The organism is Jiella avicenniae (genome assembly GCF_021390325.1).
Lineage (GTDB): Bacteria > Pseudomonadota > Alphaproteobacteria > Rhizobiales > Rhizobiaceae > Jiella > Jiella avicenniae.
The window spans coordinates 295,653-315,571 of sequence record NZ_JAJUWU010000003.1 but is presented as its reverse complement, the minus strand read 5'-3'; the positions used below and the strand labels follow the sequence as shown (position 1 = coordinate 315,571).

Below are 19,919 nucleotides of genomic sequence, written 5' to 3'. Positions count from 1 at the left end.
AATTGCCCGCGCGGATGATTTCGCGCGGGCAAGAGCATTACGACCGTTGAGCGGTGCTCAGTTCGACGAGTTCTGTCCGCCCTGCATCGCACGGGCTTCCTCGACGGCGGCCATACAAGCCGCTTCGTCGCCGGAGTCGAGGGCGCTCTGGGCGCGTTGGATCGCTTGATCGTAGCCACCACCGGAAGCGGCCGCCATCTGCCGAGACCCGCTATCGTCGCTGCCGGTTCCCTGGCCGCTGCTCGCGGCGGCGGTCTTGTCGCCGGACTGCTGCGCGCCGGCGTCCTGTCCGGACATCGCGACGTCTGGCTCGCCCTTGCCCTGACCGCTCGCCATCGGCATCGTCTGCCCGTCCTTGGAGACGTTGCCTGCGCTGGCGCTCTCGGACGAATTGCTCGTCATCCCCTGAGCAGACGCCGGAGACTGGTCGTTCGACATGGCACCGGACGTCCCGTCCTGCTTGCCTGCGCCGCTCGCCGAAGCGCTCTTGTCGGCGTCACCGGAATTTTCGAGCGGGGCGAGGCTGCCATCCTTGGAAATCTGCCCGGCCTGCTGGTCGGTGCCCGTTGCCGCAGCGCCGGTGGTCTTGCCGGTCTCGAAGTTGGTCGTGGTGCCCGGCGCAGAAGCCGATGCGTCGGCGGATCCCGACATGCCGCCCGGGTCGGACGAAGCGACGGAGGCGGTGGTCGTGCCGTCCGCTTTCAGGCTCGCGAGGTCTTCGCGGCAATCGGCGTAAGCGGAAGCGACCGGAAGGCTGCAGAGAGCCGCTCCGGCAAGAAGAATGGAAAGGCGTTTCATATCCCTGATCTCTCTTGTTGCCGGTGCCCGAAAGCAAACGCCGGAAGACGTTGCCGGTTCCCCGACCACGTCTTGATGACAAGAGCGATCCTTTACCCGGCTGCTCGGCCGGCTACTCGGGGAGAGCGTAGGTGACGACCTGGTCGGCGACCGTCGGCAAGAGGATCGTGTTGCCGCCGGCGACGAAGGTGACGTATTGTCGGCCCTCGTAGGTGTAGACCGCCGGCATGGCGACGGCCGGCGCATCGACCAGCGCCTTCCACAGCACCTTGCCGGACTTCAGGTCGAGCGCCCGCACGCGGCTGTCCATTGAGGCGCCGATGAATATCAGCCCAGACTTGGTGATGACCGGCGCGCCGATCGTCACGGAGCCCCATGATTCCGGCATGTAGAAGCCGTATTTCTGCACTTGCCCGAAAGGCTCGTTCCAAAGCCGATCACCGGTCTTGAGATCGTAGGCCGCGATGGTGCCGTAGGGGCCCTTCCAGCATGGCATGCCCGCCCAGTTGAGGAACGTCTCGAGCTTGAAGCCGTAGGGCACGTCGCCCTGCGCATAGTAGCCCGACGTCTCGCCCTCCTGGCTCTTCTGCTCGAACTCGTCCCGCGGGATCAGCGTGTAGATCTGCACGACCGAGTTCGAATTGACGACGTAGATGCCGGTGTTCGGATCCACGGCGCCGCCGCCCCACTGCGAGCCGCCGGTGGTGGGCGGGTAGGCGATGGTGCCTTGCAGGCTCGGCGGGGTAAAACGGCCTTCCCAGCGATAGCTCTCGGCCCGGCGCGAGCATTCGCCGAACGAGACGGCATCGGCGAGCGGGTCGACGCCAGGCCAGTCGAGACCGACCACCGGCGCCGGCCTGTCGACGAAGGGCTGGGTCGGCGAAGCTTCTTCGCCCGGAATGTCCGAAGCCGGAACCGGCCGCTCCTCGATCGGGTAGATCGGCTCGCCGGTTTCGCGGTTGAGAACGTAGAGGAAGCCCTGCTTGGAGGTCTGGACGAGCGCTGGAACGCTCTTGCCGTCCTTCTGGATGTCGACCAGCGTCGGCGGGGCGTCGGTATCGTAGTCCCAGATGTCGTGATGGATTAACTGGCGGCTCCACACGACCTTGCCGGTATCGGTGTCGAGCGCCGTGACCGAGGTCGCCAGCGGCAGCTTCTCCTTGCGCTCGCCGCCGTAATAGTTCGGGCTCGGCGAGGAGACCGGGATGTAGAGAAGCCCGCGCTCGGGGTCGATCGACATCGAGGCCCAGACATTGGCCGTGCCGGTCTTCGAGATCACTTCGTTCGGCAAGGCGTGGAACATCCATTTCAGGTCGCCGGTCCTGGCATCGAGCGCGAACACGGTCCCGGGAGGGGCGGCGCTGTTCGTCCAGTCCTTGCCGGCCCAGCCGAGGAACAGCGTATCGTGATAGACCGTCGCCGCCTGGAGGAGGGAGAGCGGCCACTTGTCGTTGACGGTGTTCCACTGGTTGACGTCGACCATGCCGTCTTGGCCGAAGTTCTGGCACGGCTTGCCGGTGTCGGCGTCGACGCCGTAGAGCTTGGCGTCCATGGTGCCGATATAGACGATCTTCTGGCAGGCGTCGCCGGCCTCGGCATTCTCCGCCTGCCAGTAGGCGACGCCGCGGTTCTTCATCGCCGGCTGGGTCAGCGCCTCGAGCTTGGCGTGCGGGTCGAAGGCCCACTTCTCCTTGCCGGTGTCCGGCTCCAGCGCGATGATCCGGTAAAACGGCGTGCCGATATAGAGCGTGTCGTTGACGAAGAGCGGCGTCGCCGACCAGACGCTGGTCGGAATGTCGCCGGAACCGTCAGAGACGTCGCCGGTGTGATATTCCCAGACCTTTTCCAGATTTCCGACGTTGTCGGGGGTGATCTCGTCGGCGGGCGAATATTTCTGCGCCATCAGGTCGCCGTTGAAGGTCGCCCAGCTGTTCGGATCCTGCATCCAGGCGTCGGGCTTCTGCTGCGGACGAGCCCCGGCGGTGGCGGCGCCTTCGTCTTGCCCGGCTGTGTCCGAAGCCTCGGAATCGGCCGGCCGCTCGACGCTGCCGCCGCCCTGGGTCTCCTCGGTGGTGAGGTTGGGGCTCTGCTGCTCCGTACCCGTATCCTCAGCGTCCCGAGCGCCCTCGGACCGGGCTCGGTCCGACTGCCCGGTGTCGTCCTGGACGTTCGATTCCCCTTCGTTGCCCGAGGTGGATGCACCGCCGCCGGAGGCGTTGCCGGGTTCGTCGGTCGCGCCGTATTGCGGCGCCGCCGGGGTCTGGCCGCCGCCCTGCTCCTGCTGGGCGAAGGCTGCCCCTGCCAGTGAGAAGACGAGGGCGAGAGCCGCGGATGTTGCGGCCGTTCTGGCTGTTTTCATCGATCGATAATCCCGTCAGCGAGAAAGTCTTCAGTCGAGCGGCGAGGGGTCGGCGACGACATGGATGAGCCAGCCCACCAGCGCCACGCCCATGGCGACGAGAAGGATCCAGGCGGTGAGGAAATAGGCGGCGACGCCCGTCCCGAGAATGCCGAGGAGCAGGAGCACCGCCAGGGTGCCGCGCGCCGCGCCGGAGAGTGCCAGATGCAGCCCGAGGATCAGCGCGGCGCACATGACCAGGAGGCTGGAGGCGAAGACCAGCCAGGCGCCGAAGCTGAAGGCGATGCCGTTGCCGACATTGACCACGTCGAAGGCCGCGACCACCGCGCCGATGGCGCTGGCGGCGACGACCAGCCACGCGCCGCCGGCCGTTTTCGGTTCGGAAATGTCGCTCGTTCCAGACATTGCGAGAAGACCCCTCGTCTAACCCAAAAGACCCGCCGGTCGCCCCGGGGACCGGGGCGTCACTCGAACGGGAGCTAGGGCCGATGCGCCTCTTTGGGAGAGGGGCGAGAAGGTGCGCTGCGGAAAACCGGCGGCCCGCTCTCAGCCGCGCGCCGTTTCCGCGAGGATCGAGCGGTTGAGGATGGCGACGGGGAGGATGCCGACGAGGACGATGAGCAGCGCCGCCACCGCGCCGTCCTCGAAGGCCGATCGCGAGGTCTGGGCATAGACGAAGGTCGCCAGCGTCTCGAAATCGAAGGGGCGCAGGAGGATCGTCGCCGACAGCTCCTTCGAGGTCTCGACGAAGACGAGGAGGAAGGCGGTCAGAAGCGCCGGGCGCATCAAGGGCAGGATCACTTCGAAGAGCGTCGCGCCGGGCGACCGGCCGAGGGTGCGGGCGGCCATGTCGAGATGCGGCGAGAGCTTGGTGAAGCCGCTCTCGAGCGAGCCGTGGCCCATCGCCATGAAGCGCACGAAGCCGGCATAGACGATGGCAAAGCCGGAGCCCGTCAACAGCAGACCGGTCGAGACATCGAAGCCGGCGCGCATCCGAGCGTCCACCCAATTGTCGAGACCAGCAAGGGGGATGAGGATGCCGATTGCGAGCACGGTGCCGGGTACGGCGTAGCCGAGCACGGCGAGACGGGTCATGAGAAGCAATCGCTTCGAGCCGGTCAGCCTGACGCCATAGGCCAGCATGAAACCGGCGAGGACGGTGGCGAGGCCGGTCGTGCCGGCGAGGGTGACGGTGTGGAAGAGCGCGCGCCAGAGCTGCGGATCACCGAGCTGATCGAGCCGCTTCAGCGCATAGTCGCCGAGAACGAGCAGGGGAATCGCGAAGCCGAGGAGGATCGGCAGCGCGCAGGCCGCCGAGGCCAGGAAGGCCTTGCCGCCCGAGAGCCTTTCCGAGCCTGGTTGCGGCCGGTCGGCCCGGCCGAGGGTGAAGCGCTGCCTGCGGCGGGCGAACCGCTCGACCAGCACCAGAAGCACGATCACCGCCAGCATCAGAAGCGCGATCTGCGTGGCGCCGTAGAGGTCGCCGCGGTTGAGCCAAGTCGAGTAGACGGCGAAGGTCAATGTCCTCACCCCGAGGAATTCGACGGCGCCGATGTCGTTGACGGATTCCATCAGGGCGAGGGAGACGCCGATGGCGATGGCCGGGCGGGCGAGAGGAAAGAGCACCTTCCGGAAGACCGCCGCCTGCGAGGCGCCGAGGGTCCGCGCCACGTCGGCCGCCTTGCGGCCCTGCATCAGGAATACCATCCGCACCGTCAGATAGACGTAGGGGTAGAGAACCGAAGAGAGGATGAGGATCGCGCCCCAGAGCGAGCGCACGTCCGGAAACCAGTAGTCGCGACTCGTCTGAAAACCGAAGATCGCCCGGATCGCCGATTGCACCGGCCCGGCGAAATGCAGGAATTCGACGAAGCAATAGGCGGCGATGTAGGTCGGCACGGCCAGCGGCAGGACCAGCGCCCAGGAAAAAAGGCGCCGGCCCGGAAAGTCGAAACTCGCCACCAGCCAGGCGGTGACGACACCGAACGTGCCGGCGAGAAGGGCGACGCCGAGCATCAGCTGGAGCGTGACCCGGCTCGCCTCCGGCAGGATCGTCGTCGCCAGATGCGACCAGTTCGAAGAGGTGCCCGAGGCGGCGAGCCAGACGAGCGCGGCGAAGGGCATGGCGACGAGAGCCGCCACCGCGAAGGCGAGGGCGAGATAACCGTCGTCGCCCCTGCCGCGGCGGTCGAGCCGCCACGGCAGGAAGGCTCGGGTCTTGCCGGAGGAGATGACGGACATCGGCGGTACGCCGCCGTCCTCAGCTTTGCGGGCCGCCGTCGTAATTCACCTCGTCGACGATCTCGGAGGCCTTGGTCCGATGCTTGGCGATTTCGTCGAGCGACAGGGTATCGGGCTTCAACTCGCCGAAGGACTTGACGAGATCGGAGGTCTCGATGCCGGGCTCGACGGGATACTCGTAGTTCAGCTCGGCGTAGATCTTCTGGGCTTCGTCGCTCGACAGGAATTCCATCAGCTTGACGGCGTTTTCCCGGTTCGGCGCGTTCTTGGCCAGGGAGACGCCGGAAATGTTCACATGGGTGCGGCCGTTGTCGAAGGTCGGCATGATGACCTTGATCGCGTTCGCCCAGTCCTTCTGCTCCGGCTCCTGCTCGTTCGTCGCCATCTTGCCGACGTAGTAGGTATTGCCGAGGGCGACGTCGCATTCGCCGGCATAGATCGCCTTGGCCTGGTCGCGGTCGCCGCCTTCGGGCCGGCGGGCGAGATTGTCGCGCAGACCGGTGACCCACTGGCGCGCCGCGTCCTCGCCGTGATGGGCGATGTAGGCGGCAATCAGGGCGATGTTGTACTGATGCTGGCCGGAGCGGGTGCACAGCCGCCCCTTCCATTTCGGATCGGCGAGCTCCTCGTAGGTGATGGCCTCGGCATCGACGCGCTCCTTCGAGGCGTAGACCACGCGGCCACGGGCCGTCAGCGCGAACCATTCCTTTTCGCCGTCGCGAAACTGCTCGGGAATGTTTTCGGTGAGCACGGCGCTGTCGACCGGCTGGACGACGCCGGCCTGTTTCGCCGCGTCGAGACGGCCGATGTCGACGGTCATGACGAGATCGGCCGGCGAGTTGGCGCCTTCGGCCCTGATGCGCTCCTCCAGACCCTTGTCGATGAAGATCGTCGCGGTGGACAGCCCTGTCTCCTGCGTGAAGGCATCAAGGACCGGCTGGATCAGCTCCGGCTGGCGGGAGGTGTAGATGTTGACGTCCGCGGCCCGTGCGGCCGGCGTCGCAAAGGCCGCCGAAGCGAGCAGGCAGAAGCCAAGGGGCAGGGCGGTGCGGGCGGAACGGGAACGTTTCATCTGACTCTGTCCTGTCGGGTCGGAACTCGATGCGGGGCGGCTGTGCACTGCGACCGCCGACGCGCTCCGTCTGACCCGACACCTTCCGGGTCGGCTCCGGACCGCACCGACTCGGCGATGCCGGGACGGCATAACAGCAACGCTTTCATCAGTAAAATCAACGCCTTGGAAGAGTTCTAAAAAGCCGGCTGACGGGGTCGACGTGGCCGGAAGGAGGTCAACCAATTCAAGCCGTTACCGCGATTGCTGGTGCGGTTCTAAATTGGATGGCGGTCATCACGTTTTCGTTCCGCGTTCGGAACCGCACTTTGCATGAGGATGGGAGAGGGTGCGGGAGGACAAATGACGGTCGATCCTCCCCATTTCGCGACGCACGTGTCCCGATGCCCAAAAGACGTTTCACGAATTATCGTGAAACGTCTACAATATCAAAGACAAGGGAGAAAGTTTGCAAAAATATTCGTGTCAAGACTCGAATTGCACGCTGCATTGCGTCATCTGACAATCGTTGAATCCATCGCAATCAGACGAGAGGTCGAACTTTGTCGAATTCGGAAAACACCATCCATGCATCGCACGTGCTTGCCGGTGATACTGAGAAGCTCGAAAAATACTATGCGGACTGGGCCGAACGTTACGACAACGACGTCAAGAACGAAGAATATGGCGGCCCGAAAGCAATCGCCAGCATCGCGCTGATGGTGGCCGATACTTATCTCTGCCGCGAATCGAAGACGATCCGTGTGCTCGACGCGGGCTGCGGGACCGGTCTCGGCGGGATCGAGCTGAGGGCGAAGGGCTTCGAGAAGATCGACGGTTTCGATCTCTCCCAGGAGATGTGCGACATCGCCCGCGAGACCGGCGTCTACGACAAGCTGGCGGCCAACGTCGACCTCAACGTCGACAAGGCTCCGGTCTTCGACGGGAAGTACGACCTGATCGTATGCTGCGGCGTGTTCACGCTCGGCCACGTCGAACCGGACGGTCTGAAGCGTCTGGCGTCCTACCTGTCGGACGACGGCTATCTCGTCACCTCCACCCGGAACAGCTATCTGGAAGGCACGGACTTCGCGGCGGCCAGCCGGAAGATCGAGGCGGACGGCGACCTTCACCTCGTCACCACGATGCCGGACGCCCGCTACATCGCGGAAGAAGGCGCCCACTACTGGGTCTACGGCAAGGGCCGCAAGCAAAACTGACGTCGGGTCCCCGTCCCGGAGCGATCCGGGCTCGGGCTCGAGAATTGATGAGACGGGCCGCCTCAGCGCGGCCCGTTCGACGTTTGCGGGGGCCGGACTTTCGGGCCCTCGCGTACTCGCCTCAGTCGAGCAGTACCCGCGACGGCGGGAATCGTACCTCGACGAGGGTGCCTTCGCCGGGCGTCGAAGAGATGGAAAGCTCCGCCCGGTTGGCTTCCGCCAGCGCCTTGGTCAGCGGAAGACCGAGGCGGCCGGTCTCGGCGCCGGTCGAGGCATAGCCGGTTCCCGGGCCGTGCAGCGCACTGTCGATCTCGTCCTGGCGCATGGCGACGCCGCTGTCGCGAAATCGCAATGAGACGCCGGTTTCGTCTTCGTGCCGCAGCGAGACGATCAGTTGTCCGCCGGCGGGCGTCGAGCGGATCGAATTGGCGACGAGATTGGTGGCGATCTGACGGATGGTGTGGCGGTCGCCGACGACGGGCGGCACCGAAGAGGGCATGTGCGTGCGCATGATGACGCGCTGGCGGTTGGCCTGCGGCGCCATCACGGCGGTGACCTCGGTGACGATCTCGGCCAGCGATACCGCCTCGAAGCTCAGTTCCTGCCTGCCGCTCTCCACCTTGGCGAGATCGTGCAGGATGGTGACGAGATCGATCACCTGATGGCCCGAGCGCTTGATGTCGTCGAGATATTCGAGATAGCGCTCGTTGCCGACCGGCCCGAGGCTCTCGGTCCCGATCAGATCGGCAAAGCCGATCATCGCGTCGATCGGGTCTTTGATCTCCTGTGCGACTTCGCCCAGGAAGGTGCTTTTCTGCAGGTTCGAAGCCTGTGCGCTGGCGCGGTCGCGGAGCGCCGTCTCCTCGGCCCGCTTCCACGGCGTGATGTCGTTGATGACCGCGCAAAAGCCGGTCGTCCCGGGCGCTCGCCCGAGCGAGACCGAGAGCGGCAGGAATTCGCCGCCGGCGACCCGGCCGATCACGTCGCGGCGCGCGAACCACTTGTCCCCAGGTCCCGTCCGGCTTTCCGCTGCGGCGAACCCGCCGTCCTCCGGGCCGCTCATCAGGCTCTTGATCGCCTTCTGGCTTTCATGGGCAAAGAGCGTGACGAAGGGGCGGCCGGAAATGTCGGCGGGCGGAATGTCGAACAGTTGCTGCGCCGGCTCGCTCATTGCGGTGACGAGGCCGTCCTCGTCGACGAGCACGATGCCGTCGGCGGCAAGGCCGAGCAACGGATCTTCGAGGACGCCGCGGGCGACGCCGGGCGTTTGCGCCTCGCTCGTCTCGACGATTTCACGCAGGACGAGCGACAGGCGCGGCGTTGCGAAGAAGGCGAAGAGCAGGCAGGACGTCCCGTCGACGCTCGTGCGCTGCATGCGCGCGCGGATGGCCAGGGTCTGGCCGTTGCTGCGCCGCAGCCGAAGAAAGTCCGCGTCGCCCTCCTGCCGGTCGACGATCAGGCTTTCGAATCCTCCCGCGGACTTCAGCGCCGCCAGATCGGCATAGCCGGCGAGATCGAGGAATTCGCGATTGGCATAGACCAGCTCCTGTCCGGTCTGCGCCAGGATCGGCATGGGCAGCGTTCCGTAGGCCCGCTCGAGGGCGGCCGCGAAATCCGGATCGATCGAGCCGGCCGCTCGTGGGTCATTCCGTGCGGCGTCCGGATCTGCCGTGTCGCCGTCCGCCTGGCGAGCCTCCTCGATCGCGCCGATTCGCTTCGACGCGGCCGTCACGGCCTCGGCGAGATCGTGCGGCTGCGAGCCGTCCTGTGCCAGGGTCTCGCCGATCGCACGGAAGGCGGCCTCCTCCGACTGGCTGAGACCGGCGTTCGGCGCGCGCCGCCGTTCCTCCAGCCGGATGACCTTGTCGGCGGAGCGCTCCCGCGGCTCGTCCGACCGGGCCGGCTGCTCCGGGGCCGGTGAGGGGGGGCGGCTTTCTGGGTCGCGGCGGCCGAAGTTGATCGGCGGCGCCGCCGCGCCGATGCTGCGCATGAAGGCCGGAAGCGAATCCTCCAGCGCCGTGTCGGCCTGCTCTCCTTCGGACGGATCGGCGGGCGGAACGTCGCGCAGCGCCGCCGCCGGCGAAAGCCCGATCGCATCCGCATCTTCCACCGCATCCGCGAGACGCACGACGCCGAAGCCGCGAAAACCGTCGAAGCTGCGGTCGCGCGCGTAGATCGGCAGGGCGGCGAGATCGACCGGCACCTTCTTGGCGGTGCCTTCGAGCGGCCACATGACCGTCCGCCCCGACCAGGTGTCGCGGCGCGACAGCAGCCGGCGCAGAGCGCCGTCCCCGTCGAGCCGATAGGCCCGTGCCACCTCGTCGACGCTGCGATCGAGAACGGCGGCAGAGGCCGGGCCGACGGCATCGGCGAATTCTGGCGACAGCGAGCGGAACCGGCCCTCGCTGTCGATGCGCCAGACGAAGCGCACCGGATCGCCGCCGGTGCGGGCGTGAAACGGGCTCGACGGTGCCGTCTGCCCGCCGGCGCCGGACGCCGCGAAGTCCGACGCTTTCGCCGGGCGAACGTCTTGCGCGGGAGGTTCGACGTGCTCTCCCGCGTTGGCACTGTCGTCGTCGGCCCTCGGCGGACCGTCGACGGCGCCGGGTGCGGCCACAGGCTCGCAAGGATGTCCGGAAATCATTGGCGCAGCCTCGTCCTGCGGGACGGAGTCCGTTTCGGCTCGGGCGTCGGGGCCCGTATCGGGTTCGTCAATCGCCGTCTCGACCAACGCGATTTCGTCTTCGCCATGAAACCTGCCGTCGGGCGAGGAAAGCCCGTCTTCGCCCGAGGTCCTGTCTTCGCTCGAAGATATATCGGGCCGGCGGTCGCCTTCCGACACGCCACCCCGCGAGGCGTGCGAGTCCTGCGCTTCGGGCCCCGTCGGATCCGTGCGGCTCGTGTCCGGCGCGGTCGGCTGTGGTGTTTCGGCCGAAACGGGTTGCGCGGTGACCTTTCCGCCTGCGGGGGCGGCGACGTTCCAGATCGAATGCCGGCGCAGCGGGCGCGGGTCTGATGCCGTCTCGAATGGCGGCGACGCCCCGGCTTCTCTCTCGGCGGGGCCGTGCGGCTCGTTCCCCGCAGCGGCGGTCGAACCCTCCGTGGCCAGGTCGAGACCAGCAGGGGGGGGCGCCGCGGCCTCTGCGGGCGAGGCGTCGTCGAAGAGCTCTTCCGTCGATCCGGTCGACGAGCGATCGGCATCATCCGGCGAAGCCGGGACGGCCGCCGGCGTCGCCGTCGACCCGGCGCTCGCCCAGTTCGAGCGGAAGCGCGCCGGGTGCTGCGGGGACGACGGCGCGTTTTCCGCCAAGGGCGGGGTGGCCGGCGAAGGCTCGAATTCTGGCTCGGAGGCGATCTGCGCCGTGTCCTTGCCCGGCGCCACGACCATCCTGTCGTCGGCGATGCGTGCCAGCAGGAGAGATCTTCCGGAGGTCGTGCCGACCTCCGCGATGGCTTTACCGCCGGCAATGAAGGCGGCGATCGCCTGGGCGGCCGGCAGATCGTCATCCGGCGCAAGCGACGTCGCGGCGTCCAACGGAACGAGGCGAACCTCATGCTCGTCCGAAAGACCTGCCTCGCGGACGAGCGCGCCGTCCCGGTCCTGCGGCCGATAGGCCGGACGGACGGCACTCACCGTCAGCAGCGCATGGTCCTCGCCGTCTCCGATGCCGCCGTCCTCGACGGCCAGCCGGCGGAGTTCGGCCGAAAGGTTCGTCGCGCGAACGCCCTGGTGGATGCGCAGGAGCAGCGACGTTCGCCCCTTGCGGGACAGAATGCCGGACGATCCCGAAAGCTGAGCGAGAACCCGGGGACGCCCGTCCGCGGCCCGCTGCGGGCCGGGCGAGGACAAGCCGAAGCTCTGCGCTCCGGCCGCATTCGCCCAGAGGAGGCGGGAAAGATCCGAAGAGAGAACCAGAACTGCGGTTTCAGCGGCGTTGGCCCCGCGTACGGCAGGGTTCGCCATGATGGCCAGCGTCTGTCGCATGAAGGTGGTCGCCATGGGTTCGTAGGTTGCTTCCGCCACACGCGCGCCGCCGGTGAGGCCCGTCAATCCGGTATTGGTCTTAAGCTTTCATTCATAGTGAGATGGACGGAGCGAATAAAGAACCTCCGTCCATCCCGCACAGCGGACTTTCGAAACGGTTAACGAGTGAGCAATTGCAAAAAAATTGATCGAGTTCATGTTGCGGTGCAACATGATCGATGTTATGTCAGCTCTCGAACGGAGGGAATGGGCCTTTCCGACGACAAGAACACGATGTGAGGAGACAACCAGATGTCCGATACGCGAGGCGATCCGTTCGCCATGCCGAATGCCCAGTCGATGCTCGGGATGGATCCGAGCCAGATGAACGAGACCTTCCGTTCGATGACCCAGAAGTCGATGGAGCAGTCCAAGGAGGCCTATGGCCGCATGAAGGCTGCCGCCGACGAGGCCACGAAGGCTCTCGAATCGACGATGGAAAACGCCCATCAGGGTTCGCTCCAGCTTTCCAAGAAGGCCATCGACGCGATGCGCACGAATGCCGAGCTCGGCTTCCAGCATCTCGATTCGATGATGACCGCCAAGACCTTCGCCGAGATGATCGAGATGCAGACCGCCTACGTGCGCAAGCAGGTCGAGATGGCGACCGACCAGGTCAAGGAAATGCAAACGCTCACCCAGGCCGTCGCCCAGGACATGATGAAGCCGGGCCGCGAAGCCTTCCAGAAGGCGTCGAAGGGCAACTGAGCCCGACGGACCCTTTTCGGGTCGCTGCTTGCCTGCAGCCTGTTGAGAATTGAGGGGGTCGCGCCCTGCGCGGCCCTTTGATTTTTTTGGCCGGGACCCCGCCGTTTGCGCCGCTTTGCGGGCTTGCATCGGCTGGCGAAAATCACTATCCGGTCTGTGTGGACGGCGGCGCCTCGTGACGCCCCGTTCCAGCGTGCGGTTGTAGCTCAGTTGGTTAGAGCGTCGGATTGTGGCTCCGAAGGTCGCTGGTTCAACTCCAGCCAACCGTACCACTTCTCTGCCAGTGGTTTCCATGTCGGCGACGTGTCGTGTCGACGGGTTCCGCGGCCGGTCCCCAGCCGCCTGCGGACAGGGCGATTCCGGTTTCGGCGGGAATGTGGGTGCCGGTCGGCGGACCGGTTTTTCGGCGAAAGAGCGTCGGTGCCCCTCGATTCCTGCAAGGTTTCGGCTAGATCCCGGCTGGCGGAGCAAATCCGCTAATCCGATCCCGGCTGGCCTCGGCGTCTTTCCCGGCGGCGGATACGGACATTCCGCTTGAACGAACGCCACTGGGGCGTGAGAGCACGGGCGCGGTGACGCGGCGCCGAAGAAGGGGCGCACCGCCGCGCGGAGGAAGCGGGCGTGGGGAGTGCGACCTATATGAGGGGCCCGGGCCGGGCTGCTTTTCCCGCGCTCGAGCCGGGCCGGCTTGCACTCATGGCGGATCGCGGGCAATCGATCGGCGCCGATACGGCCGATGCGAGACGTTGCGAAGATGCAGGAGAGTGTCGCTCGACGCTCCGACGTCCGACCCATCGCCGCGACCGTCGAGGCGCGCGGCCCGAAGCGACGAAACACTGACGAATAGCGAAGAAGGTTCGAACATGGCACTGGAACTCACCGGCAAACATCTGATCGCTGGCGAATGGAAGGGCTCCGGCGCGAGCTTCAAGTCCGAGCCGATGACCGGCGAGCCGCGGGACTTTTCCATCGGCACGCCCGAACTCGTCGATGCGGCGGTCAAGGCGGCCGAGGAAGCCTTCTGGACCTACGGCTATTCCAGCCGCGAGGAGCGCGCCGCCTTCCTGGAGTCGATCGCCGAAGAGATCGACAAGCGCGGCGACGAGATCACCGAGATCGGCACTGAGGAGAGCGGGCTGCCGGCGGGCCGCCTGCAGGGCGAGCGCGGCCGCACCACCGGCCAGTTGAAGCTCTTCGCCAGCCACATCCGCGAGGGGGCGTATCTCGACCGGCGCCACGACGCGGCGATGCCCGATCGCCAGCCGGCGCCGCGGCCCGATCTTCGCCTGATCCAGCGGCCGATCGGCCCCGTCGCCGTTTTCGGTGCCTCCAACTTCCCGCTGGCCTTTTCGACCGCCGGCGGCGACACCGCAGCCGCGCTCGCGGCCGGCTGCCCGGTCGTGGTCAAGGGCCACGGCGCCCATCCCGGCACCGGCGAGATCGTCGCCCAGGCGATCGATGCGGCCATCAAGAAGCACGGCCTTCATCCCGGCGTGTTCTCGCTCGTCCAAGGCGGCAAGCGCGACGTCGGAGAGGCACTCGTCACCCATCCGCTGATCAAGGCGGTGGGCTTCACCGGCTCGCTCCGCGGCGGCCGGGCGCTGTTCGACCTGTGCGCTCGCCGGCCCGAGCCGATCCCGTTTTTCGGCGAGCTCGGCTCGGTCAATCCGATGTTCCTGATGCCGGAGGCCGTAAAGGCGCGGGGCGAGGCGATCGGCAAGGGCTGGGCCGGCTCGCTCACGATGGGTGCCGGCCAGTTCTGCACCAATCCCGGCATCGCCATCGTCGTCGACGGCGAGGGGGCGGATGCCTTCGTCGAGGCCGCCGTCGCCGCGGCGAAAGACGTCGCCAAGCAGGCGATGCTGACCGAGGGCATTGCCGAAGCCTATCGGAAGGGCGCCGCCCGGATCGAGTCGACGCCGGGGGTCACCGCGCTGACCGGCGAGGCGAATGCCACGCGCCATGCGTCGCCCTACGTCTTCGAGACCACCGGCGAGGTATTCGCCAAGGACGAGACCTTGACCGAGGAGGTGTTCGGCCCGCTCGGCATCGTCGTGCGCGTCAAGGACGTCGCCGAGATGGAAAAGCTCGCCAAGGGTCTCGACGGTCAGCTGACGGTGACGCTGCACATGGATGCGGGCGATGCGGATGCCGCATCGAAGCTCCTGCCGCTTCTCGAGCGCAAGGCCGGACGCATCCTCGCCAACGGCTTTCCGACGGGCGTCGAGGTGGCCGATGCCATGGTCCATGGCGGGCCTTATCCCGCTTCGACCAATTTCGGCGCGACCTCGGTCGGCACGCTCTCCATCCGCCGTTTCCTGCGGCCGGTCTGCTACCAGGGCATTCCGGAGGCGATCCTTCCCGCCGACCTCAAGTGAGGCGTCGGGCAGGGCGGCTTCCACCGCTCGACGGCCCTTTGGCGAATCACCGCCAGGGCCCATTGCCCTTTGTCCCTTCACCGGCTATCGGTGAGCCATGGAAACAATGGTCGTCACGGCGATGAACTGGTGGTGGACGCTCTGAAAGAGCGGCCCGAGCCGTCACGCATCGTGATCTCGAACGAAAAGGCCGCCTCGTGAACCGGGCGGCCTTTTTGCTTTCGTCGTCCGGGCCAGCGGGGCCGACACGGAGGAATAGGACATGGCGAGCGAAGAGCTTCCGGGCGGTGCCGAGCGCTACGTGACGGCCGGCGGCGTCACGGTGACGCGGCGGCGCGAGGCGATCGAATATGCCGGCGCGATCGAACCGTTCTTCGATCGGCTGGATACGCGGCGCGGCGCGATCCTGTTTTCCAACTACGAATATCCCGGCCGCTACACCCGCCAGGACGTCGCCTTCGTCGATCCGCCGCTGGCGATCGCCTCGCGCGGGCGGAGCCTGTGGATCGAGGCGCTGAACGAGCGTGGCCGGGTGCTCGCCGGCTTCGTCGCCGGAGTGCTCGAAGGCTGCGAGGAGGTCGCGTCGACGTCGGTCGGCGAGACGCGCATCGACGTCGTCGTGGCCGAGCCGACCGTCGCCGTCACCGAGGAGGAGCGCTCGCGCATTCCGACGGTGTTCTCGATCCTGCGCCGGATCGTCTCTCTGTTCCGCTCGCCGGAGGACGACGCGGTCGGACTCTACGGAGCCTTCGGCTACGATCTCGCCTTTCAGTTCGACCCGGTCCGCGAGGTTCAAAGCCGCGATCCGGAGCGCCGCGACCTCGTCCTCTATCTGCCGGACGAACTCGTCGAGGTCGACCACTATTCGGCCTCGGCCTTCGTCACCCGCTACGACTTCGCCATGGACGGCACTTCGACCGAAGCGCTCGGGCGTGGCGGGGAGGCCGCGCCCTTCGCGCCGGCCGACCGGATTCCGCCCCGCGGCGACCACGAGCCGGGCGAATATGCCGAGCTCGTCCGCAAGGCCAAGGAGGAGTTTCGTCGCGGCAATCTGTTCGAGGTCGTCCCCGGGCAGGTCTTCTACGAGCGCGTCGAGCACTTGCCGTCCGAAATCTCCCGGCGGCTGAAGGCGGTGAACCCGTCGCCCTATTCCTTCTTCATCAATCTCGGCGACAACGAGTTCCTGATCGGCGCGAGCCCGGAGATGTTCGTCCGGGTCAACGGCCGCCGGGTCGAGACCTGTCCGATTTCCGGTACGATCAAGCGCGGCGAGGATGCGATCTCCGATTCGGAGCAGATCCTGAAGCTGCTCAACTCGAAGAAGGACGAATCGGAACTGACGATGTGTTCCGACGTCGACCGCAACGACAAGAGCCGCGTCTGCGAGCCCGGCTCGGTCAAGGTGATCGGCCGGCGACAGATCGAGATGTATTCCCGGCTGATCCATACGGTCGACCACATCGAGGGCCGCCTCCGCGACGGGATGGACGCCTTCGACGCGTTCCTTTCCCACGCCTGGGCGGTGACGGTGACCGGCGCGCCGAAGCTCTGGGCGATGCGTTTCATCGAGAAGAACGAGAAGAGCCCGCGCGCCTGGTACGGCGGCGCCGTCGGCATGGTGCATTTCAACGGCGACATGAACACCGGCCTGACGCTGCGCACCATCCGGCTGAAGGACGGCATCGCCGAAGTGCGCGCCGGCGCGACGCTGCTCTACGATTCCAACCCGGAGGAGGAAGAGGCCGAGACCGAACTCAAGGCCTCGGCGCTGCTCGGCGCGATCCGCGAGGCCGGCGCGTCGAATGCCGGCGCCGGCGACCGCGAGACGGCGCGGGTGGGCGAGGGGTTGAGGATCCTCCTCGTCGACCACGAGGATTCCTTCGTCCACACCTTGGCGAACTACTTCCGCCAGACCGGCGCGAGCGTCTCGACCGTCCGCACGCCGGTGCCGGCCGAAATCTTCGAGCGCATCGATCCCGATCTCGTCGTGCTGTCGCCGGGGCCCGGCATGCCGTCCGACTTCGACTGCAGGGGCACCATCGCGGCGGCGCGCGAGCGCGGCGCGGCGATCTTCGGCGTCTGCCTCGGGCTCCAGGCGTTGGCCGAAGCCTATGGCGGCGCGCTGAGGACGCTGCACGTGCCGATGCACGGCAAGCCCTCGCGCATCCGGATCGACAAGCCGGGGATCGTCTTTTCCGGTCTGCCGGCCGAGATCACCGTCGGGCGCTACCACTCGATCTTCGCCGATCCGGTGCGCCTGCCGCGCGACTTCGAGGTGACCGCCGAGACCGACGACGGCATCGTCATGGCTTTCGAGCATCGGACCGAGCCGGTCGCCGCCGTCCAGTTCCACCCAGAGAGCATCATGACGCTCGGTGGCGATGCCGGGATGCGGATGATCGAGAACGTCGTCGCCCATCTGCCCCGACGTGCCAGGGAGAAAGCCGCCTGACGACGGCGGCGGGATCGACGATGCCGGATACGAAAGCCCCGATCGCCATGCGCATGGCGGCGACGACCGTCGTCGTAGCGATCGCCGTTCTCGCGATCAAATATTACGCCTATGTGCTGACGGGCTCGGTGGCGCTGTTTTCGGACGCGCTGGAATCGATCGTCAACGTCGTCGCCGGCCTCGTCGCGCTCTGGGCGGTGGCCGTCAGCTACAAGCCGGCCGACAGCGATCATCCCTTCGGCCACACCAAGGCCGAGTATTTCTCCGCCGTCGTCGAGGGCGTCCTCATCGTCGTCGCGGCGCTGCTCATCCTGAAGGAAGCCTGGGGCGCCTATTGGGATCCGCGCGGCTTCGACGCGCCGCTCGAAGGCCTGCTTTTGAACGGCTTCGCGACGGGAATCAATGCCGTCTGGGCGACCCTCCTGATGCGGCTCGGCCGGACCCACCGCTCGCCGGCGCTTTCCGCCGACGGGCGCCACATCCGGGCGGACGTCGTCACCTCGGTCGGCGTCATCGCCGGCCTCGCCGTGGCGACGGCGACCGGCTGGACGGTCCTCGATCCGATCCTCGCCGCCCTGGTCGCGCTCAACATCCTCTGGGAAGGGACGCGGGTGGTCACCTCGTCGCTTTCAGGGCTGATGGACCAGGCGATCGACGCCGAATCGGACGCCAAGGTGCGCGAGACGATTTCCCTGAATGCGGAGGGGGCGATCGAGGTGCACGACCTGAAGACGCGGCTTGCCGGGCGCGCCATGTTCATCGAGTTCCATCTGGTCGTGCCCGGGGAGATGACCGTGGCGAAATCCCACCTGATCTGTGACCGGATCGAGGACGCGCTGCAGGAGCTGTTCACCGGCGCCCGGGTGCTGATCCACGTCGAGCCGGAGGACGAGGCCAAGCAGACCGGCGTGCCGGTGCTTTGACGGCCGGGACGGGCGCCGAACGGTTCTCCATCACCGGCTGCGCCAAGGCGCGGATCCTCAGTTGTTGACCAGCTCGATCGTGCCGATCACCGGCTTTGCGCTGGCAGCTGGATCGTCGGCGGGCAGGACGTAATAGCTCAGCGGATCGGTGATGACTCCGGACTGGATCTTGTCGGTGATGTCGAAGACGAAGCGCACCGGCTTCGTCCCGCCCTCCGCTCCGAAAGGCTGGGCGTCGAAGAATTGCAGCGATCCGACGTAGTTCGGGCTGTCTCCCGTCGCGGGCTGGCTGCCGGGCTGGCCGGCGAAGACGTTGTAGATCGTTCCGGGCTGAATGTCGGTCTTGATACCGCTGAGGACGAGATACTGGCGCTTCGGCGAGTTCTTCAATTCGAGCGCGAAGCTCTGGACCGGCGCGGCGCGCCGGGACGGCGTCAGGGTGATCGCCGTGGGCGAGGCCCCGAGAACCACCGGTTGGTCGGTCGTCGCCATCATCTCGCTCTGCGCCGCCTGTGCCTGATCCGGGGCGGCCTGGTCGTGCCCGGCCTGGCCGTTCCGGTCCTGGCCGGCTTGCGCGACCTGCGTGCTGCCGCCGCCGAGAATGTCGTTCACGGCAGCCGCTCCGCTCAATCCCGCCGTCCGTGCCGTCTCGCGCGAGGCGACGGCGACCTGCCGGCGCGGCAGCGTGTCGTAGGCGTAACCGAGCGGCTCGATCGCCGTCACCTGGCCGTTCGAGACCTCGATGCGGTTGCCGGTCGCGTCCGCGAAGACGTGGATCTGCTCGCTCGCCCACTGCCGTCCGGTCGGGTTGCGGCCGCCCTCGGCGTTCCATCCCGCCCAGATGCGGTCGATGTTGCAGTGGTGGATCCAGAAGACCGGGTCCTGCGCCGCGAACGGCACCGACCCCATGTTCTCGGTGCCCCCGGTATTGACGTGGATGAAGCCGTGCAGGTCGTTGTCGATCCGCTCGTTGAAACCCTGCGGAGCACCTTGGGGACCGGCGTAATATTGCCGCTCGTCCATGACCGCGAGGGACAGAAGCTGTCCCGGCAGGCCGCCCTTGACCCGCGTCAGAGGGAGGCCGTCATTGATGCCCGGATTGCGGTTCGCCTGATAGAGCGAGGCGAAAGCCGGGTCGTTCGGGCGGCGGAACTCGGCCGGGATCGAGGCGTCCTCGGTATAGTTCCAGTAGGGCAGGGTGAAGCCGTCGTCCTCCGCCACCCGCCGGATCGTGTCCTCGAAGAACAGGATGAGCGCCCGGTGCCAGGGCAGGAAGTTCGGCTCCCAGGTGCCGCTGCCATGGGCCTGGCAGGTGCTCCAGACGCGATTGGCGAGATCCCGGTCCGGACTCGGCTGGCTGCCGTAGATCCGGTTCAGTTCCGCCAGCTTGCTGGACGATCCGCTGACCGCATGGGTGTACCACTGAAACGTCCAAGAGGCCGGCGTGCCGGCGCCGGTCCGTTTCATGAGGTCGACCGCCCGGGCGTAGGTCTTGAGCATTTCCTTGCCCTCGGCCGTGCGGGCGTCGTGGCGCACCCTCAGCGGTTGGGCACTTGCGAGTTGCTCGAAGCTCACGGGCAGGAGGCCCAGCATCGTCAGCGATGCGACGGCTTTGAGAACACCACGTCTCGACATCTGCATGGGAACGGCCTCGACCGCAGGAATTCACGAGCCCCGGTCGTCTTCATAGGACGAAACCTGCCGAGATGCATCAATCTACCCTAGCGTCACGAAAAGTTTTTCGATCGACTTCCCGTGCGCCGAA

The 19,919-nt window shown here is 66.8% G+C and carries 12 protein-coding genes and 1 tRNA gene; 6 read left to right on the top strand and 7 right to left on the bottom strand.

Features of this window, described 5'->3' with window-relative positions; genetic code table 11:
• Positions 1-57: 57 nt before the first annotated feature.
• The 5 genes from LZD57_RS03685 to LZD57_RS03665 form a co-directional block, all read right to left on the bottom strand.
• On the bottom strand, positions 58-798 hold the full coding sequence (locus tag LZD57_RS03685) for a hypothetical protein (RefSeq protein WP_233717763.1): 741 nt from the start codon (positions 796-798) through the stop codon (positions 58-60).
• Between the two features lie 112 nt (positions 799-910).
• Positions 911-3,157: a pyrroloquinoline quinone-dependent dehydrogenase gene (locus tag LZD57_RS03680; RefSeq protein WP_233717762.1), complete on the bottom strand. Its 2,247-nt coding sequence runs from the start codon at positions 3,155-3,157 to the stop codon at positions 911-913.
• Positions 3,158-3,187: 30 nt separating this feature from the next.
• Entirely contained in the window at positions 3,188-3,562 is a 375-nt protein-coding gene (locus tag LZD57_RS03675) for a hypothetical protein (protein ID WP_233717761.1), read from the bottom strand.
• 141 nt (positions 3,563-3,703) lie between these two features.
• Complete coding sequence (locus LZD57_RS03670; RefSeq protein ID WP_233717760.1) at positions 3,704-5,398, bottom strand: ABC transporter permease; 1,695 nt, start codon at positions 5,396-5,398, stop codon at positions 3,704-3,706.
• 19 nt (positions 5,399-5,417) lie between these two features.
• Entirely contained in the window at positions 5,418-6,470 is a 1,053-nt protein-coding gene (locus LZD57_RS03665) for a Fe(3+) ABC transporter substrate-binding protein (RefSeq protein WP_233717759.1), read from the bottom strand.
• Between the two features lie 542 nt (positions 6,471-7,012).
• Here LZD57_RS03665 and LZD57_RS03660 point away from each other — a divergent pair.
• Complete coding sequence (locus LZD57_RS03660; RefSeq protein WP_233717758.1) at positions 7,013-7,669, top strand: class I SAM-dependent DNA methyltransferase; 657 nt, start codon at positions 7,013-7,015, stop codon at positions 7,667-7,669.
• A gap of 121 nt (positions 7,670-7,790) precedes the next feature.
• Here the strand turns inward: LZD57_RS03660 and LZD57_RS03655 are convergent, their stop codons facing one another.
• The gene (locus LZD57_RS03655) at positions 7,791-11,669 is read right to left on the bottom strand and encodes an ATP-binding protein (RefSeq protein WP_233717757.1); all 3,879 of its coding nucleotides are present in this window, start codon (positions 11,667-11,669) and stop codon (positions 7,791-7,793) included.
• 276 nt (positions 11,670-11,945) lie between these two features.
• Here LZD57_RS03655 and LZD57_RS03650 point away from each other — a divergent pair, with 276 nt between their 5' ends.
• The 5 genes from LZD57_RS03650 to LZD57_RS03630 all read left to right on the top strand — a co-directional run bounded on the left by LZD57_RS03650 (position 11,946) and on the right by LZD57_RS03630 (position 18,154).
• Complete coding sequence (locus LZD57_RS03650; RefSeq protein WP_233717756.1) at positions 11,946-12,401, top strand: phasin family protein; 456 nt, start codon at positions 11,946-11,948, stop codon at positions 12,399-12,401.
• A 195-nt stretch (positions 12,402-12,596) separates the two neighbouring features.
• A tRNA-His gene (locus LZD57_RS03645) sits at positions 12,597-12,673 on the top strand.
• Between the two features lie 591 nt (positions 12,674-13,264).
• Entirely contained in the window at positions 13,265-14,779 is a 1,515-nt protein-coding gene (locus LZD57_RS03640; protein WP_233717755.1) for an aldehyde dehydrogenase (NADP(+)), read from the top strand.
• Positions 14,780-15,041: 262 nt separating this feature from the next.
• Positions 15,042-17,231, top strand: coding sequence for an anthranilate synthase (locus LZD57_RS03635; RefSeq protein ID WP_233717754.1), 2,190 nt, complete (start codon positions 15,042-15,044; stop codon positions 17,229-17,231).
• Positions 17,232-17,251: 20 nt separating this feature from the next.
• Positions 17,252-18,154, top strand: coding sequence for a cation diffusion facilitator family transporter (locus LZD57_RS03630; RefSeq protein WP_233717753.1), 903 nt, complete (start codon positions 17,252-17,254; stop codon positions 18,152-18,154).
• Between the two features lie 57 nt (positions 18,155-18,211).
• Here the strand turns inward: LZD57_RS03630 and LZD57_RS03625 are convergent, their stop codons facing one another.
• Positions 18,212-19,795: a tyrosinase family protein gene (locus tag LZD57_RS03625; protein ID WP_233717752.1), complete on the bottom strand. Its 1,584-nt coding sequence runs from the start codon at positions 19,793-19,795 to the stop codon at positions 18,212-18,214.
• Positions 19,796-19,919 lie beyond the last annotated feature (124 nt).

Coding starts and splice junctions, on each gene's coding strand:
- LZD57_RS03685 (WP_233717763.1), bottom strand. CDS start 798: ATGAAACGCCTTTCCATTCTTCTTGCCGGAGCGGCTCTCTGCAGCCTT.
- LZD57_RS03625 (WP_233717752.1), bottom strand. CDS start 19,795: ATGCAGATGTCGAGACGTGGTGTTCTCAAAGCCGTCGCATCGCTGACG.
- LZD57_RS03640 (WP_233717755.1), top strand. CDS start 13,265: ATGGCACTGGAACTCACCGGCAAACATCTGATCGCTGGCGAATGGAAG.
- LZD57_RS03670 (WP_233717760.1), bottom strand. CDS start 5,398: ATGTCCGTCATCTCCTCCGGCAAGACCCGAGCCTTCCTGCCGTGGCGG.
- LZD57_RS03630 (WP_233717753.1), top strand. CDS start 17,252: ATGCCGGATACGAAAGCCCCGATCGCCATGCGCATGGCGGCGACGACC.
- LZD57_RS03650 (WP_233717756.1), top strand. CDS start 11,946: ATGTCCGATACGCGAGGCGATCCGTTCGCCATGCCGAATGCCCAGTCG.
- LZD57_RS03675 (WP_233717761.1), bottom strand. CDS start 3,562: ATGTCTGGAACGAGCGACATTTCCGAACCGAAAACGGCCGGCGGCGCG.
- LZD57_RS03655 (WP_233717757.1), bottom strand. CDS start 11,669: ATGGCGACCACCTTCATGCGACAGACGCTGGCCATCATGGCGAACCCT.
- LZD57_RS03635 (WP_233717754.1), top strand. CDS start 15,042: ATGGCGAGCGAAGAGCTTCCGGGCGGTGCCGAGCGCTACGTGACGGCC.
- LZD57_RS03665 (WP_233717759.1), bottom strand. CDS start 6,470: ATGAAACGTTCCCGTTCCGCCCGCACCGCCCTGCCCCTTGGCTTCTGC.
- LZD57_RS03680 (WP_233717762.1), bottom strand. CDS start 3,157: ATGAAAACAGCCAGAACGGCCGCAACATCCGCGGCTCTCGCCCTCGTC.